Origin of the sequence: Variovorax sp. 160MFSha2.1 (assembly GCF_048305075.1) — a bacterium.
Classification (GTDB): domain Bacteria; phylum Pseudomonadota; class Gammaproteobacteria; order Burkholderiales; family Burkholderiaceae_C; genus Variovorax; species Variovorax guangxiensis.
On the sequence record NZ_CP157624.1, the window covers coordinates 1,226,376 to 1,243,206 of the forward strand.

At 67.4% G+C, this 16,831-nt stretch carries 15 protein-coding genes and 1 pseudogene; 3 read left to right on the top strand and 13 right to left on the bottom strand.

Going from position 1 to position 16,831, the window contains the following annotated elements; all coding sequences use genetic code 11:
• The first annotated feature begins 36 nt into the window (after positions 1 to 36).
• Positions 37 to 1,467, top strand: coding sequence for a bifunctional UDP-N-acetylglucosamine diphosphorylase/glucosamine-1-phosphate N-acetyltransferase GlmU (gene glmU / locus ABL838_RS05330; RefSeq protein ID WP_418124558.1), 1,431 nt, complete (start codon positions 37 to 39; stop codon positions 1,465 to 1,467).
• 9 nt (positions 1,468 to 1,476) lie between these two features.
• Here the strand turns inward: glmU and ABL838_RS05335 are convergent, their stop codons facing one another.
• The gene (locus tag ABL838_RS05335; protein ID WP_418124560.1) at positions 1,477 to 1,968 is read right to left on the bottom strand and encodes an Lrp/AsnC family transcriptional regulator; all 492 of its coding nucleotides are present in this window, start codon (positions 1,966 to 1,968) and stop codon (positions 1,477 to 1,479) included.
• A gap of 138 nt (positions 1,969 to 2,106) precedes the next feature.
• On the opposite strand from ABL838_RS05335, the gene glmS reads away from it, so the two are divergent.
• Positions 2,107 to 3,987 carry a glutamine--fructose-6-phosphate transaminase (isomerizing) gene (gene glmS, locus ABL838_RS05340; RefSeq protein ID WP_126021327.1) on the top strand — a complete coding sequence of 627 codons (1,881 nt, stop codon included), beginning with the start codon at positions 2,107 to 2,109 and terminating at the stop codon, positions 3,985 to 3,987.
• A gap of 149 nt (positions 3,988 to 4,136) precedes the next feature.
• On the opposite strand, the gene ABL838_RS05345 is transcribed toward glmS, so the two are convergent.
• The 6 genes from ABL838_RS05345 to ABL838_RS05370 are packed head-to-tail and all read right to left on the bottom strand — an operon-like array spanning position 4,137 to position 9,684.
• Positions 4,137 to 5,150, bottom strand: a complete 1,014-nt coding sequence (locus ABL838_RS05345; RefSeq protein ID WP_126021326.1) for a transketolase family protein — start codon at positions 5,148 to 5,150, stop codon at positions 4,137 to 4,139.
• Positions 5,147 to 6,025, bottom strand: coding sequence for a transketolase (locus ABL838_RS05350; RefSeq protein WP_418124562.1), 879 nt, complete (start codon positions 6,023 to 6,025; stop codon positions 5,147 to 5,149). The genes ABL838_RS05345 and ABL838_RS05350 overlap by 4 nt, the downstream gene beginning before the upstream one ends.
• Before the next feature lie 38 nt (positions 6,026 to 6,063).
• The gene (locus tag ABL838_RS05355; RefSeq protein WP_369659540.1) at positions 6,064 to 7,323 is read right to left on the bottom strand and encodes a TRAP transporter large permease; all 1,260 of its coding nucleotides are present in this window, start codon (positions 7,321 to 7,323) and stop codon (positions 6,064 to 6,066) included.
• Between the two features lie 24 nt (positions 7,324 to 7,347).
• A complete protein-coding gene (locus ABL838_RS05360) occupies positions 7,348 to 7,878 on the bottom strand; it encodes a TRAP transporter small permease (RefSeq protein ID WP_126021323.1) in 531 nt (176 codons plus the stop codon).
• A 26-nt stretch (positions 7,879 to 7,904) separates the two neighbouring features.
• Entirely contained in the window at positions 7,905 to 8,894 is a 990-nt protein-coding gene (locus tag ABL838_RS05365; protein WP_418124565.1) for a TRAP transporter substrate-binding protein, read from the bottom strand.
• Positions 8,895 to 8,934: 40 nt separating this feature from the next.
• Positions 8,935 to 9,684 (bottom strand): SDR family NAD(P)-dependent oxidoreductase, encoded by a 750-nt coding sequence (locus tag ABL838_RS05370; protein ID WP_418124567.1) that lies wholly within the window; start codon positions 9,682 to 9,684, stop codon positions 8,935 to 8,937.
• A 158-nt stretch (positions 9,685 to 9,842) separates the two neighbouring features.
• Here ABL838_RS05370 and ABL838_RS05375 point away from each other — a divergent pair, with 158 nt between their 5' ends.
• Positions 9,843 to 10,742: a LysR substrate-binding domain-containing protein gene (locus ABL838_RS05375; RefSeq protein ID WP_126021320.1), complete on the top strand. Its 900-nt coding sequence runs from the start codon at positions 9,843 to 9,845 to the stop codon at positions 10,740 to 10,742.
• 206 nt (positions 10,743 to 10,948) lie between these two features.
• On the opposite strand, the pseudogene ABL838_RS05380 reads toward ABL838_RS05375, so the two are convergent.
• The 6 genes and pseudogenes from ABL838_RS05380 to ABL838_RS05405 all read right to left on the bottom strand — a co-directional run.
• A pseudogene (locus ABL838_RS05380) lies at positions 10,949 to 11,148 on the bottom strand (IS5/IS1182 family transposase); the annotation flags it as partial.
• Between the two features lie 210 nt (positions 11,149 to 11,358).
• On the bottom strand, positions 11,359 to 12,021 hold the full coding sequence (locus tag ABL838_RS05385) for an aspartate/glutamate racemase family protein (RefSeq protein WP_418124569.1): 663 nt from the start codon (positions 12,019 to 12,021) through the stop codon (positions 11,359 to 11,361).
• A 7-nt stretch (positions 12,022 to 12,028) separates the two neighbouring features.
• Complete coding sequence (locus ABL838_RS05390; protein WP_418124570.1) at positions 12,029 to 13,186, bottom strand: MFS transporter; 1,158 nt, start codon at positions 13,184 to 13,186, stop codon at positions 12,029 to 12,031.
• A gap of 11 nt (positions 13,187 to 13,197) precedes the next feature.
• Positions 13,198 to 14,523 carry an NAD(P)/FAD-dependent oxidoreductase gene (locus ABL838_RS05395; protein WP_418124571.1) on the bottom strand — a complete coding sequence of 442 codons (1,326 nt, stop codon included), beginning with the start codon at positions 14,521 to 14,523 and terminating at the stop codon, positions 13,198 to 13,200.
• A gap of 262 nt (positions 14,524 to 14,785) precedes the next feature.
• Positions 14,786 to 15,766 carry a threonine ammonia-lyase gene (locus tag ABL838_RS05400; RefSeq protein WP_260319178.1) on the bottom strand — a complete coding sequence of 327 codons (981 nt, stop codon included), beginning with the start codon at positions 15,764 to 15,766 and terminating at the stop codon, positions 14,786 to 14,788.
• Complete coding sequence (locus ABL838_RS05405; RefSeq protein ID WP_184634864.1) at positions 15,763 to 16,758, bottom strand: ornithine cyclodeaminase family protein; 996 nt, start codon at positions 16,756 to 16,758, stop codon at positions 15,763 to 15,765. Before ABL838_RS05405 ends, ABL838_RS05400 begins: the two co-directional genes overlap by 4 nt.
• Between the last annotated feature and the right edge of the window lie 73 nt (positions 16,759 to 16,831).

Here is a 16,831-nt window from a genome sequence, read left to right on the forward strand (position 1 = left end):
GAGCAAGTCGCGCAACGAATCCTGGAAAAGAAACGCATGAATCAGCCTCCGCAACAGAACAACGACCACGGACCGATCGACGTCGTCATCATGGCCGCCGGCAAGGGTACCCGCATGAAGAGCAGGCTGCCGAAGGTGCTGCACCGGCTGGGCGGCCGCGCCCTGCTGGCGCACGTGGCGGGCACCGCCGCGCGCATCGGGGCGCGCGACGTGGTGGTGGTCACCGGCCACGGCGCCGACCAGGTCGAGGCCTCGATGGCTGGCGGCATCGGCGATGCCAGCCTGCGCTTCGCGCGCCAGGAGCCGCAGCTGGGCACCGGCCACGCGGTGCAGCAGGCCGCGCCGCTGCTGGCGGACGACGGCACGGTGGTGGTGCTCTCGGGCGACGTGCCGCTCATCGGCGAAGAAACCCTGCGTGCCCTCGTCGCGGCCAGCGCCAGCAGCAAGCTCGCACTGCTGACCATCGAGTTCGACGACCCCTCGGGCTATGGCCGGGTCATCCGCGCAGCGGGCAGCGGCGAGGTGCAGGCCGTGGTCGAGCACAAGGACGCCACCGAGGCCCAGCGCGCGGTGCGCGAAATCTACAGCGGCGTGATGGCCGTGCCCGCGCGCCTGCTCAAGGGCTGGCTCGGCCGGCTGGACAACCGCAATGCCCAGGGCGAGTACTACCTGACCGACGTGGTGAAGCTGGCGGCTGCCGACGGCGTGCCCGTGGTCGCGCACATCACCACCGACGCGCTGCAGGTCGCCGGCATCAACAGCCCCGCCCAGCTCGCCGCACTGGAGCGCGCATGGCAACTGCGCCAGGCGAACGCGCTGATGGAGCAGGGCGTGCGCCTGGCAGACCCCGCGCGCTTCGACCTGCGCGGCACGCTCGAATGCGCGGGCGACGTGGAGATCGACGTCAACTGCGTCTTCGAGGGCGCGGTGACGCTGGGCGAGGGCGTGCGCATCGGGGCGAACTGCGTGATCGCCAATGCGCGCATCGAGGCTGGCGCGGTGATCCATCCCTTCACCCACATCGAGGGCGAGAAGGCCGGCGTCACCGTCGGCGCGGGCGCGCTCGTCGGCCCCTTCGCCCGCCTGCGGCCCGGTGCGCAGCTGGGCGCCGAGGTGCATGTCGGCAATTTCGTGGAAGTGAAGAACTCCACGCTGGCCGCCGGCGCCAAGGCCAACCACCTGGCCTACCTGGGCGACGCCACCGTGGGCGAGCGCGTGAACTACGGCGCGGGCAGCATCACCGCCAACTACGACGGCGCCAACAAGCACCGCACCGTGATCGGCGACGACGTGCACGTGGGCAGCAACTGCGTGCTGGTGGCGCCCATCACCATCGGCGCGGGCGGCACCATCGGCGGCGGCTCGACCATCAACAAGTCGACCGAGCCGGGCGCGCTGACCGTGGCGCGCAGCAAGGCGGTGAGCTTCCCGAACTGGAAGCGTCCCCAGAAGAAGCCGAAGGCCTGACGACGGCCTTCAGGCCCCCGATGCCAGCGGCATCCGGGGCTCGAACTTCGCGCGCTTCAGGCTGAAGAAGGCCTTGACGTTGCGCACGTTCGCATCGGCCGTGAACAGGCGCTGCGTGAGCGCGCCGTAGTCCGACATGTCGCGCGACGCCACCACCAGGATGAAGTCCGGACCGGGCGATACGCGCCAGCACTGCTGCACCGAGTCGTCGGCGATCACGCGCGTCTCGAAGGCGTCGAGCGAGGCGGCGTCCTGCCGGTCGAGCGAGATCTCGATCACCGCCTGCAGGCCGTGGCCCAGCACCGCGGCGAGCCGGTCGGGCGACAGCAGCGCCACCTGGCGCTCGATGAGGCCGACGTCGCGCAGCCGCTGCACGCGGCGCAGGCAGGTGGGCGGGGAGATGCCCACGTCGGCGGCCAGGCGCTGGTTGGTCTGGGAGGCGTCGCGCTGCAGGGCGTCGAGCAGGCGGAGGTCGGTTGAATCGAGGGAAATTGATTCCATATTCAATGAAATTATGGAATAAAACTCCAATCTTCCGAAATGGAGAAATAAAAGTACGAAATCAATTGAATTTCGAATGCATATTTCTTCCATGCCTTCCTACCATCGAGCCTCTTCTCCATTCAAAGGCAGCTCACCATGTGCGGCATCGTCGGGGCAGCGTCCCATCGCAACATCGTTCCGGTCCTCGTGCAGGGCCTCCAGCGGCTCGAGTACCGCGGCTATGACTCCTGCGGCGTCGCGGTGCATGCCGGCGGCCTGACGCGGGCGCGCACCACCTCGCGCGTGGCCGACCTCGTGGCGCAGGTGCGCGACGACAAGGTCGAGGGCCTCACCGGCATCGCCCACACCCGCTGGGCCACGCACGGCGCGCCGGCGGTGCACAACGCGCATCCGCACTTCAGCCACGGCCCGGGCGCCGACGCGCAGGCCGCGCGGCCGGGCCGCATCGCGCTGGTGCACAACGGCATCATCGAAAACCACGAGAGCCTGCGCGCCGCGCTCGAGGCCAAGGGCTACGCCTTCGAGAGCCAGACCGACACCGAGGTCATCGCCCACCTCGTCGACAGCCTCTACGACGGCGACCTGTTCGAGGCGGTGAAGGCCGCCGTGCTGCAGCTGCACGGCGCCTACGCCATCGCCGTGATCTGCCGCGACGAGCCGCAGCGCGTGGTCGGCGCGCGCGCGGGTTCGCCGCTGATCCTGGGCGCAGGCAAGGACGGCGCCGAGAACTTCCTGGCCAGCGACGCGATGGCCCTTGCCGGCGTGACCGACCAGATCGTCTACCTGGAAGAGGGCGACGTGGTCGACCTGCAGCCCGGCAAGTACTGGATCGTCGACAGGAACCACAAGCCCGTCACTCGCCAGGTGCGCACCGTGCTCGCCCACAGCGGCGCGGCCGAACTGGGCCCGTACCGCCACTACATGCAGAAGGAAATCTTCGAGCAGCCGCGCGCCATCGGCGACACGCTCGAGGGCGTGGAAGGCATCGTGCCCGAGCTGTTCGACGGCATCGGCCAAGACGGTGCCACCGGAGCGAGCGCGCACCGCGTGTTCCAGGACATCGACAAGATCCTCATCCTCGCCTGCGGCACCAGCTACTACAGCGGCTGCACCGCCAAGTACTGGCTCGAAGGCATCGCGAAGATCTCCACGCAGGTCGAGATCGCGAGCGAGTACCGCTACCGCGAATCGGTGCCCGACCCGAAGACGCTGGTCGTCACCATCAGCCAGTCGGGCGAAACGGCCGACACGCTGGCCGCGCTCAAGCACGCTCGCTCGCTGGGCATGGAGCAGACGCTGACCATCTGCAACGTCGCCACCAGCGCGATGGTGCGCGAGTGCAAGCTGGCATACATCACGCGTGCCGGCGTGGAGATCGGCGTGGCCTCGACCAAGGCCTTCACCACGCAACTGGCGGGGCTCTTCCTGCTCACGCTGGCCATCGCGCAGGCCAAGGGCCGGCTGAGCGATGCCGAGGAGGCGCGCTACCTGAAGGAAATGCGCCACCTGCCCGTCGCGCTGCAGTCGGTGCTCGCGCTGGAGCCGCAGATCATCGGCTGGGCCGAAGACTTCGCGCGCAAGGACAACGCGCTCTTCCTCGGCCGCGGACTGCACTACCCGATCGCGCTGGAAGGCGCGCTCAAGCTCAAGGAAGTGACCTACATCCACGCCGAGGCCTACGCCGCCGGCGAACTCAAGCACGGCCCGCTCGCGCTGGTGACCAGCGAGATGCCCGTGGTGGCAGTGGCCCCCAACGACGCGCTGCTCGAGAAGCTCAAGAGCAACCTGCAGGAAGTGCGCGCCCGCGGCGGCGTGCTCTATGTGCTGGCCGACGGCGACACGAAGATCAGGAGCGGCGAAGGCCTGCACGTGATCCGCATGCCCGAGCACTACGGCGCGCTCTCGCCGATCCTGCACGTGGTGCCGCTGCAGCTGCTGGCGTATCACACGGCCTGCGCGCGGGGGACCGACGTGGACAAGCCGCGCAATCTTGCGAAGAGTGTGACGGTGGAGTGAGGCTGGGGGCGACTGGTGGAAGGGCGTTGAACGCAGCTGGCGCTGACCGCTCCTCGAGAAATGACGCGGTCTGCGTAGTCACTCGGTGAAAACGACCGGCGCCGCACCGATGGCGCCAAAGCGCGGGCCCGAAGCCGTTCGAACGCCCCTCAGCCCAGCCAGCCGCGGATGCGCCGCCCCAGCACTTCCCGGCTGATGCCGTAGCGATCGTGCAGGGTTGGCAACGCACCCGCATCGAGGAAGGCGTCGGGCAGGCCGGCGAGTTCGAAGCGGGCGGGCTGCACACGATGCCGCAGCAGCGCCGACGCCACCGCCTCGCCGAGGCCACCGACCACCGAATGGTTCTCGGCGACGACCACGAGACGCGGCGCCGCGCCGACGGCGGCGACGATGGCGGCTTCATCGAGGGGCTTGATGGTCGGGCAGTGCAGCACGGCCACACCGACGCGGTCGGCGGCCAGGTCCTGCGCCACTTCCAGCGCACGCATGGTGAGGATGCCGCTGGAGATGACCAGCACGTCTGCGCCCTCGCGCAGCATCCTGGCCTTGCCGAGCTCGAAGCGATAGCCCTCGATCTCGTCCAGAACCAGCGGCACCTGGCCGCGCAGCAGGCGCATGTAGACCGGCCCGGGGTGCTGTGCGATCTGCGGCACGGCCTGCTCGATGTCCAGGGCGTCGCACGGGTCCACGATGGTCAGGCCGGGCACGCCGCGCATCATGGCGATGTCTTCGGTGGCCTGGTGGCTGGGCCCGTAGCCGGTGGTGAGGCCCGGCAGCGCGCAGCAGATCTTGACGTTGAGGTTTTCCTCGGCGATCACCTGGTGGATGAAGTCGTAGGCGCGCCGGGTGCCGAAGACGGCATAGGTGGTCGCGAAGGGCACGAGCCCCTCCTTGGCCAGCCCGCCGGCGGCTCCCATGAGCAGCTGCTCGGCCATGCCCATCTGGAAGAAGCGCTCGGGATAGGCCTGGGCGAAAAGATGCAGGTCCGTGTATTTGGCGAGGTCGGCCGTCAGGCCCACGACCTCGGGCCGATCGGCGGCGTACTCCACCAGGGCCTTGCCGAAGGGGGCCGCCTTGACACGCTGGCCTTCGGAGGCGATGGAGGCGATCATGGCCGACGTCGTCAGCCGGGGCTTTGCTTTCTCTGCGATGGCTTGGCTCATGCCAGGGCTCCTTCGGTGGATGGTTCGGGGCGGCTCGCGTCGAGGATGGCCAGCGCCTGCTGCCATTCGGGCGGGTCGACGCGGATGAAGTGGTTCTTTTCGCGCTGCTCCAGAAAAGGCACGCCCTTGCCCATCAGCGTGTCGAACAGGATCACGCGCGGCTTGGCATCGCGCAGGCCGCGGGCTGTGTCGAAGGCGCTCAGCACGGCCGGCAGGTCGTTGCCGTCCACACGCTGGACGTGCCAGCCGAACGCCGCCCATTTGTCGGCCAGGGGTTCGAAGCCCAGTACCTTGCTCGAAGGGCCGTCGGCCTGCTGATTGTTGATGTCGACCAGGCAGACCAGGTTGTCCAGCCGGTGATGAGCGGCGGCCATGGCGGCCTCCCAGGTCGACCCTTCGTCGAGCTCGCCGTCGGACATCGAGTTGTAGACGAAGGCCGGATTCTTCTTCTGCTTGAGGCCCAGCGCCATGCCGACGGCAATGACCAGTCCCTGGCCCAGCGAGCCGCCGGAGATCTCCATGCCGGGCGTGTACGCGGCCATGCCGGACATGGGCAGGCGGCTGTCGTCGCCACCGTAGGTCTCGAGTTCGCTCTCGTCGATCACGCCGGCCTCGATGAGCGCCGCATAGTGGGCAATCGCGTAGTGACCATGCGAGAGCAGGAAGCGGTCGCGGCCTTCCCATTCGGGCTCGCGGGGACGCAGGGTGAGGGCGTGGCGGTAAGCCACGGCCAGCACGTCGGCCCAGCCCAGGGCCTGGCCGATGTAGCCCTGTCCCTGCACTTCGCCCATGCGCAGGGCGTAACGGCGGATGCGCCAGGCAGCCTGTGCCAGCGCTTGCGTGGCCGTTGAAGGCAACGCCGCGGAATCGGTCATGAATTTCTCCTAGAAGACACGGGGGATGGGGATCTGGGTCACTTCAGGATGAAGGCCGGGAAATACGACACGAGGGCCAGGACGCCAAAGGCGACGAGGTAGAACGGGCCCAGCTCGCGCACGGTCTGCCCGACCTTGACCTTGGCCAGCGCGCTGGTGATGAACAGCGTGGTGCCCACCGGCGGCGTGTACAGGCCGATGGCGAGGTTGACGACCATCATGATCCCGAGCTGGGTCATGTCCATGCCGATGGAATTCGCCAGCGGAACGAACACCGGCGTCAGCAGCAGGATGGCCGCAGGCAGGTCGATGAACATGCCGAGGAAGAGCATGAGCAGGTTCATCAGCAGGATCACGAGCACCTTCGCATGCACGTTCTGCTGCACCCACTGGGCAATGCCCTGGGGCATCTGGTCGAAGGTGAGCAGCCAGCCGATGGCGGCGGAGGCCATGATCACCAGCAGCACCACGCCGGTTGCCAAGCCTGCGTGCACCACCGCGTCGTTCAGGCGCTTCCAGCCCAGGTCGCGATAGATCACCGCCGACACGACGCCCGCATACAGGGTCGACAGAACGGCCACCTCGGTCGGCGTCGCGATGCCGAAGCGCAGGAAGATGATGATGAGCACGGGCAACAGCACCGCGGGCGAGGCGTAAGCCAGATGCCTGCGGAATGCGATGCCGTCGAAGGGCGCGGTCTCGCGCGGGAAGTTGCGGCGCCGGCCCACCCACCAGCACATGAACATGAAGCCGCCGCACATCAGCAGGCCGGGCAGCACGCCGGCGACGAACAGGTCGGCGATCGACGCGTTGGCGGTCAACGCGAAGAGGATCATCGGGATCGACGGCGGGATCAGGATGTCGATGGTGGCGGCCGCCGCCAGCGTGGCCGCCGAGAAGGCCGCGGGGTACCCCAGGCGCTTGTGCCAGGGGATCATGAGCGAGCCGATGGCCGAGGCATCCGCCACCGCCGAGCCCGACACGCCGCCGAACAGCGTGGAGGACAGAACGCCGACCTGGGCGGGGCCGCCGTGGAAGCGCCCCAGCAGCGTGGACAGCACGCCGACCAGCGCTTCGCCCAGCTTGCCGCCCATCATGAGGCTGCCGGTGAGCATGAAGAAGGGGATGGCGATCAGCGGGAAGCTCTGCACCTGCGCGACCATCTGCTGCACCAGCAGGTCGAGAGGCACCTTGTCCGAACTGGCCGCCGCGGCCATGGCTGCCACGAGCAGCGCATGAGCGATGGGCATGGCCGCCACGGCGGCCACCATGAACACGAGAAGAATCAGGGCACTCATGTCGGGTCCTTGTCGTGTTGCGCTTTACCAGTGGGCGGCCGGGACGACCGGCTCCGCGTCGGCTGAAGGCGGCAGCGGCGTGCTGCGCCACGTCTTGACGCCCGATTGCAGGGCCAGCGCCGCGAGCAGGGCCATGCCCCCCATCACGCAGCCATAGGTGACCGAGCCCGGCACTTGCAGGATCGGCGACTTCTCGTCGTGCACGATTTCCAGCATGCGGAAGGTGGCGACCGACAGCGTGCCGTACATCGCCGCCACGACGAGCCAGGCGAACGTGGCAACCACACGGCGTGCGCCAGCAGGCAGCGCGTCCATCAAGAACGTGGTGGCGATGTGCGCGCCCTGCTGCGCGGCGATGACGACGCCGGCCATGACGAGCCAGGGAAACAGCAGCTCGGGCACCTCGTTGGCCCACTCCAGGCTGGAGCCGGTGGCATAGCGCAGCACCGTGTTGACCACGAGGATCAGGAAGATGACGGAGGTCGACAGCCAGAGCACCGCGCGGCAGATGCCGGCGATGACGCCATCGATCCAGCCGTTAGGGGCGTGGACCATGGGGATCTCCTTGGCGTGGCTATCGGTCAGAGCGCCTGGGCGGCCGCAACGACCTTCTTGACGTAGGCACCGATGGGGCCGCTTGCCCACTTGGTGACGACTTCCGCCGTGGCCTTGGCAAAGGGTGCCGGCGCAGGGGTGGTCACCTGTACGCCCTTGGCCTTGAGGTCGGCCAGCAGCTTCTCGTCGGCGTCCTGCGACAGCTTGCGCTGCAGCGCGGTGGCTTCGGTCGAGGCCTCCTGCACGATCCTGCGGTCTGCTTCCGACAGCTTGTCCCAGCTGCGCTTGCTCATCAGGAATGGCGTCATCTGGAACTGGTGATTCGTCATGGCCAGGTGCTTCTGCACTTCGTAGAGCTTGCTGGCGTGGAAATTCACGAGCGGGTTCTCCTGCCCATCGACCACTCCCTGCTGCAGGGCCACGTACAGCTCGGCGAACTTGATCTGCTGAGCCTCGGCGCCGAGCGCCTTCATGATGTCGACCAGGGTCGCATCCGGCGGCACGCGCATCTTCAGGCCCTTGAGGTCCTCGGGGCCGTTGATCGGGCGCTTGCTGTTGGTCATCTGCCGGATGCCGTTGTCCCAGGTACCCAGCAGCACCATGCCTTTTTCGGCCGAACGGTCGGCCAGTTCCTTGCCGAGCGGGCCGTCGAGCACCTTGAAGGCAGCCGCCGGGCTGGCGAACAGGAAGGGCATGCCGTAAGCGGCGTACTCGGGCACCGCATTGGCCACCGCACCCTGCGAGTTCGCGCTGATGTCGAGAGCACCGGTGCGCAGTGCGGTGACCATGGCAGCGTCGTCGCCCAATTGGCCGGAAGGTGCGACCTGCACCTCGATGCGGCCGCCCGACCTGGCCTTGACGACCTCGGCGAACTTCACGGCCGCTTCATGCCGCGGATTGCCGATCGCGGCGCCGTGGCCGAGCGTGAGCTTGACTGTCTGTGCGGCGGCGCCCGCAGCGCAGAGCAGGCCGAGGGAGGTGGCAAGCACGCTGAGGATGAAATGTTGGCGGTTCATGCGATGTCTCCTGGATTTTGTTGATGGAGTGAGGTGTCGGTCAGTGAATCAGCATGCCGCCGTTCACATCGAGGGTGATGCCCGTGCAGTAGGCGGCCAGGTCGCTGGCCAGGAAGACGCAGGCGCCGGCTACGTCCTTGGCCTGGCCCAGACGGGCCAAGGGGATCGTGTCCTCGATTTCCTTCTTGCGGTCCGGGCTCAGCTTGCCCTGCGTGATGTCGGTCTCGATCAAGCCGGGGGTGATGCAGTTGACGCGGATGCCTTCGACGCCGAACTCACGCGCCATCGCACGCGCCAGGCCGAGCACGCCCGCCTTGGCGGCCGAGTAGTGCGGCCCCCCGAAGATGCCGCCGCCGCGCTGCGCCGACACGGACGAGATGCAGACGATCGAACCGCCCTGTGCGCCGCGCATGGCGGGCAGCACTGCCTGCGACATGTAGAGCGTGCCGCGCAGGCTGACGTCCAGGATCCGGTCATAGTCGGCCCCCGTGATGTCCAGGGTCTTCACCGGCTGGGTGATGCCGGCATTGTTGATGAGGACATCGATGCGCCCGAAGGCCGCGATCGTTGCGGCTGCCGCTGCGATGCAGGCGTTCTTGTCGGTCACGTCGCCGACCACACCGAGGTGGCCTTCGCCCAGGCGAGCCGCAGCCGCCTGCGGTTCGGCCCGTTCGAGGTCCATGATGACCACGCGCGCGCCCTGCGCGGCCATTTCTCGCGCAGTGGCGAAGCCCAGTCCGTTGATGCCGGCACCGCCGGTGATCAGCGCGACCTTGTCCTTGAGCAGCATGTCTTCGATCTCCTGAGTTCTGAGTAAGGGGTCCGCAGCGGCCGTAGGTGGCGCGCCTCTCGGGACGGAGCGAATGGTCGATCGGGCTGAAGATGAAGACAAGCGATATCTCGTCAGGCTAGGATGAAGGATGTTCATCTGAGCGCGGGGGAAACCCGATGTCGTCGATCCCAGCCATTGCCAACCTCCTCGCATTCGAGAGCGTCGCGCGACGACGCAGCTTTGCGCTCGCCGCCGCGGAACTGCACCTGACGCCTTCTGCGGTCAGCCACCAGATCGCACGCCTGGAGTCGGACCTTGGCGTGCGCCTGTTTGAGCGCAGCGCGCATGGGGTGCGCCTGAGCTATGCGGGGACTCGCTACCTCGATCGCGTAGGCGGCGCGTTGTCGGCCATTTCCACGGCCACCGAAGACCTGCGCGAAGGAGTCGGCAACAGCCTGTACGTCCATTGCGCGCCCAGCATCGCTAGCCTGTGGCTCATGCCGCGCCTGCGCCGCTTCGCACAGGCGCACCCCGACATCTCGCTGAATCTGTCGGCCGCCCACACGCAGAGCGATTTCGCGCTGGGCCAGGCCGACATCGACATCCGCTATGGCGTGCCGCAATGGGGCAACCTGGTGGTCGAGCCACTGTTCGAGGAACGCATCGTGCCGCTCGCGAGCCCGGAGTTCGTCCGCGAGCGTCGCCTGTCCAGGATCGATCAACTCCTGGACATGCCCTTGATCCAAAGCAACGTCAGCATCGTCCAATGGTCGGACTGGCTGCAGGCGTTTTCAGACAAGCGCGCCCCGGAGCGCTACGCCTTGCGTTTCGACCGCGCCCAAATGTCGCTGGACGCGGCAACGCAAGGGCTGGGTATCGCGCTGGAGAGCGACGTCAATGCCGCAGGTCACCTCGCCGAGCGCAAGCTCAAGCCGGTGTTCGGCCTGGACAAGGCGATCAGGGTCAAGGCACATTTTCTGGTCTATCCCCAGCGCCATGCCGGGCGTCCGGCGGTGGAGGCGTTTCTGGCGTGGGTGCATTCCGAAGCCGCGAGGCAGCGGGTGCGGCGCGCCTGAGTGGCGAGGCCGCGCCCGCAGCAACGCCCGCCTCCGCCTGCAAGGCCTCGAGGCCGCCGGCGACCGGTCCGAGCTGCGCAACCCGTGATGCGACTGACAGGAGGCGCCTCGGAAGCCAGCCGCAGGTTGGTCCAGTAGGCTTGAACGTGGGGCCGGGGCTGGTCGAGGCTGCGAATTCTGGTGCAAGCATCTGACAGAGTAGGCGAGAGTAGATCGCACGGTGAACGAAGGCTCGGCTCAGTTGCCGCCCGCAGGAAGTCGTCCCGCGCACCACAGAGTCCGCGAAGCCGGAGCCGATCCATTTTCATGATGCGTTGAGGTGTGCGAACAGCATCTCGACCTTCTTCCTGTCCCTGCGCGACTGGCTGTACTCCGGTGTCTTTGCGATGGACTGTGCCGTCTCGCGGGTATCGCGATCCCGAAGTCGCGCGCGGATCGCATGACAGCTCTGCTTGGATCGAGCGGCAGGCCTGTCGAGATAGTCAAATTGGCGCTCTGAGCCAGGATGACCTTGCGAACGATCACGAGATGCTGCAGCACGGTCTTGTGACGCACGACGCTCTGCATGCCGGGTGCCAGTCGCGTCAGATCCAGACGAGCCTGCGCCTCTTCGAGATCAGGCCGCCGCGGCCACGCGCGCCACGACATCGCGGACCATCCACTCCGGGCTGGCGAACACCGGCTTGCCGGTGGCTTCGGCGAGTGGCGCAGCCAAGTGGGCGAGCGAGGCCTGTGCCAGCACCAGCCGGTCGGCGCGTGCAGCGAGGGCAAGCGCCGATTCCGTCACCAGTGCATCGTGGATTTCGCGCCGGCCGGCGGAAAGCTCGTCGAATGCGCCGTCGACCAGCACGCACTCGGCCTTCACCCGCGCGCCGGACGCCGCGGCATGTTCGGCCAGCAGCGAACGGCTCGGCTCCAGCGTCGAGCGCGCCGTGTACAGCAGGCCGACACGGCCATCGCAGCGGGCCGCCTCGGCGTACATCGCGTCGTCGATCTTCACGATGGGCACCGGCACCAGTGGCCGCGCCGCATCTATGGCGGGAGAGGTTGAGGAGCAGGTGAAGACGATCAGGTCCGCGCCCGCGTCGGCGGCCAGCGTGGCCAGCGTGACTATGCGCCGCGTAATGGCGGGCGACGGTCCGTCTCGCAGCAGGTCCTGCAGCACGCTTTCGTCGAGCAGGTGGAAGCAGCGCTGCTGTGGCAACTCGGCCTGGAAGCGCGGCCGGAAACGCTCGACCAGCAGGGCCACGGTGTGGATGAAGGCGATGGAACGGATCATGGGGTTCTCAGTGATCTTTGAGGGGAAGCGCGAGACGCGCACCGGCGGCCGCCAGTACGCCCGCGGCCCAGAACACGCCGGCCGCGCCAACCAGCGAACCGGCCGCGCCCGACACCAAGGGAATGCCGACGCTGGATGCGTTGTTCACGATCACGCGCATCGCCACTGCTTCGCCATAGCGGTGCTGCGGCGCGAGCCGGTGCAGCAGGCTCATGACCATGGGTTGAGTGCTGCCGAGGCTGAAGCCCAGCAGCGCCGAGCACAGGCCCATGGCGAGCGGCGCCTGCACCAGCGGATAGACGGCGAACAGCAGCGCGGTGGCGACCATCGCGCCGAGCAGGACGGCCCATTCGCGCAACTGCGCGGCCACAAGCGGCGCCAGCAGCCGGACGGCGGCGGCGCCGATGCCGAAGGCGCCCAGGATGCTGCCGATCACCGATGCGGGCACGCCGCGCTCATGACCGAGCACGGGCACGAGGAAGGTGTGCACGTCCCAGCAGCACGACAGCAGGCCGGTCAACAGCAGCAGCCGGCGCAGGCCGGCATGGCGCCAGAGGTCCCGGACGCTGCGCTCGCTGGTGGGCGCTTCGTGCAGCGGGGACGCATGATCGACCGCCCCTCGCACGGCTAGCCAGGCCAGCAGCGGCAGTGGCGCCAGCCCCAGGAGCGCGACGCGGATTCCGGCGCTGTCGATGAGGAACCCGGCCATCAGCGGGCCCAGGACATTCGACAAGGCCAGGCCGATCGCCAGCCACGAGAACGCTTGGCGAAGCGAGGCCGCCTCGCCCGCGACTCGCGGAACATGGCGCTGGACCGCAATGATCACGACGCCGCCCGCGCCGCCGGTGAGAAGCGCGCTGGCGCACAACACCGGCAACACCGGCCACGCCGCGGCCATGGCGCAGGCCGCCGTGGCGACCACCACGGCCATCGCGACCGGCCGCTTCAGCCCGCTGCGTTCGCAGTAGCGGCCCGCGGGTAGTGCGAGAAACACCTGGGCGAGCGCGAAGAGCGCGATCAGGCCGCCCACTGCCGCCTCGCCATGCCCCAGTCGCAGCGACTGCAGCGGCATGGCCATCCGCAGGCCGGTCACGCAGGCGTTGACGAACAGCTGGGCGAGTACCAGCCTCGCCAGCTCACCGGCCGGAAGTTGAAAAGGGGACACGCGGTGGACTGCTAGAAGTCGGCGACTTGGCCCCAGGCCGACTTCGCGAAGCGCGCCGGGTTGTAGGGCGCCGGATCGAAGATAGGCGGCGCATCCGTCGCCAGGTCGGCGATCAGGTGGCCCGCGCCGGGGCCGATGCCGAAGCCGTGGCCCGAGAATCCCGCGGCCAGGATGAAGCCGGGGATCTGCGGCACCTCGCCGATGCCCGGAACGCCGTCCGGTGTGCTGTCGACGAAGCCAGCCCAGGCGTTGGCGATGCCCGCCTGGCCCAACGCCGGCAGCAGTTCGGCCGCACGGTGGAAAGTCTGCTTCACCGCCGCGGCATCCGGCCTGGGGTCGAGCACACGCACCCGCTCCATGGGCGTGGGCGCATCCAGCCGCCACCTTGCCAGCGTTTCGTGGCCGCCGCGGATGCCCTCCAGACCGCCTGGAAAAACGTTGCGCCAGCGCTTGGCGAACATTGGCAGGAATTGCGGCGCAAAGCGCAGCAGCTGCGCTGTCGGGTCCACGCGTCCGCGCCCGCTGATGGCGAGGTTGTAGCTGCCGTCGCTGCGCTGCGTAACGGACACGCGCGCGGTGTGCAGCGCAGCCGGCAGTCGCTCGGCCACGGATGACACGCGCACGATGGTCTGGCGAACCGTGGCCTGGGGAAACCTGATGCCCAGCTGGCGCAGGAAGGACGAAGCCCATGCGCCGCCGGCGTAGATGGCCATGCGGGTCCTGATGGTGCCGGCCTCGGTGACCACGCCGGCGAGGCGGCCTCCCTCGCGCTCGATGCCGCGCACGGCGCAGTTCTGGTGCACCGTGCCGCCGAGTTTCATGAGCGCCGCGGCCACTGCGGGCGCCGCCTTCGACGGGTCGGCCGTGCCGTCGCTGGGCGAGAACACGCCACCCTTCCACGCGCGGCCGGTAGCCCGGCCCCGCTCGCTGGCATCGCGGCCGCTGAGCATGTGCGTCTTCACGCCGGCCGTCTTCGCGAATTCGCCCCATTTGGCCCAGCGGGCGATCTCGTCCTCGTCGTCGCTGAGGTAGAGCAGTCCGCAGCGGTTGAAGCCCGTGTCCTCGCCCGTGTCCGCTGCGAACTGCTGCCAAAGGTCGAGGCTGCGGGTGGCCATGGGCAGCTCGCGTGCATCGCGGTTCTGCTGGCGGCACCATCCCCAGTTGCGGCTCGACTGCTCGGCACCGATGCGACCCTTCTCGACGAGCGCTACCGACAGGCCGCGACGGGCCATGTAGTAGGCCGTGAAGACACCGATGATCCCGCCGCCAATGACGACGGCGTCGGCATGGCGCGGCAGTGTGGAGGAGGTCTCGATGAGACGCAAGGGCTGGGCCATGGATGGATCGCTATCGTTTGTTCAGGCTGCCGTGCGTTGCACGACGTAGGGCTTGCGATGCGTGCGACGCGGCTGTCGCCGATTGCCACAGCTTAAGGGGGTCATGAAGAGGTTGGTGCCGTTGCGTGGCCATAAACCCGCACCATTGATCGCTATCGGCACCTCTGCCGGCACATGCTGCGGCAGTTGTGAAGCGGATCTCGGCAGATGAGGCTTTGCCGGCGCCGCTTTCCCACGGCGGACACGCCCGACCCCGGAGCGATCAATTGGCGCGCTGAAAGATTTCGGCAAGGTCGCACAGATCCCAGTTGCCGCCTGTCAACACCACACAGACCTTTTCCTCTGGCGTCACTTTGAGTCCTTTCGCCAGCAGCGCGCCAATGCCGATCGAGGCAGCCGGTTCTGCGATCAGCTTGGCGTCCTTGGCCAGCATGCGCATGCCCTCGATGATGTGTTCGTCCTCGACCAGCACGATCTCGTCGACGTACCTTTCGATGATGGGGTAGGGGTTCTGGCCTGGCACACTGATACGCAAACCGTCGGCGATCGTGTTCTTCAGCGGCAGTGAAGTGCGCTCCTTGTTGATGCGGCTATGGAAGTACTTGGGGGTCAGCGCTGGTTCCGCGCCCACCACACGCACGGAGGGTCTGGTTTCCTTGATGGCGGTGGCGATACCGGAGATGAGACCCCCGCCCCCCATAGGGATGATGACGGTGTCCACGTCGGCCAGGTCTTCCAGGATTTCGCAGCCTATGGTTCCCTGGCCCGCCATGACCGTGGGATCCTCGAATGCGTGCACCACGGCGTAGTGGTTTTCTGCCGCGATCTCGTAAACCCGTTTCCATCGCGCCGCGGTGTCGCCGTCGAACAGAATCACCTCCGCGCCGAGCGCCCGGGTGTTCTCCACCTTGATTTTCGGGGTGGTGACGGGCACCACCAGAAGCGCCTTGACGCCCAGCATCCGCGCCGCGTAGGCCAGCCCCTGGGCATGGTTGCCTGAAGACGTGGCGATGATGCCGTTGTCAATCGCCTCGCGGGGCAGCGACAAGGCCTTGTTCAGCGCGCCGCGGATCTTGAAGGCCCCGGTGATCTGCAGCGTCTCGGGTTTGAGGTACACCTCGCACCCGAGCGTGGTCTCCATCTTCTCGGCGCGCAGCAAGGGCGTGTGACGGATGTGTGGTTTCAGTCGCTCCCGCGCTTGGTGGATGTCGCGAAGGGTGGGGTGCTCGAGAAGGGGCGTCATGATTGAATGAACTCAAAAGCCGTGCCGGTGTTGCTGGCCATGGCGTTGCGATAGATCAGGTGCGACGTCGTGTTGTCCTGGATGGCCATGCCCGTCGAGTCGAAGATCGTGATCTCGTCGTCGGACTCGCGCCCCGGCTTCTTGCCCAGCAGGACCTCGCCGATCTCGGCGTGGATGTCGTGCTTGCTGATGATGTTCTTGTGCAGCGGATGCCAGGTTTCGCCTTTCTCGACGCATTGCGCAATCGAATCGTTGACGATCTTGGCGTTCCTGAAGATCTCGGGCTCCAGCTCCTGCTTGCCTTGCGTGTCCGTGCCAATGGCGACGATATGCGTGCCAGGTCGGACCCAGGCGGCTTCCACCAGCGAACCTTTGCCGCGGGTGGTAGTGACTAGGATGTCCGCCTGCTCCACAGCGTCTTGTTTGGAGCGGGCCATCACCACCGGAATGCCGAACTCGCGCTCGATATCGGCCTTGTATTGCGCGAGCGTCTGGGGGTGGGGGCTCCAGGCATGGATGGTATCGATCGTCATCACCTCCCGGATCGCGCGGATCTGCATCCGGGCCTGATTGCCGGTCCCGATGGAGGCGATGGTCTTCGCGTCCTTGCGGGCCAGCGCCTTCACCGAAACGGCCCCGGCGGCGCCTGTTCTCAAGCCGGTGACAAGGCTGCCATCCATCACGCAAATGAGCGCGCAGGTTCTGGCGTCGAACAGGAGGATGGTTCCCATGCCGCTGGGCACGCCGTGCTCGGTGGGGTTGTTCGGGAATCCCCCGGACGAGGTCTTCATCGAGATGATCTCGTTGGCCTCGCAGTACCCTATCTTGAAGTCGATTTCGCCCCGGGGTGGTGGGAAGTGGAGGCATGTGTAGGCCGGTTGAATCACCTGGCCGCTGCTGAAGGCTTTGTACGCCTGCTCCACCGTCCCAATGACTTCCTTCATGGAAATCAGGCTCCCTACATTCTCTTTGTTCAGCAACAGTGTCTTCATCGGTGTGATCTGTCCATGAATCAAGGGCTCGGGGCGACTGCCATCGGTGGCGCCGCGCGTGGTGTGGGGACCA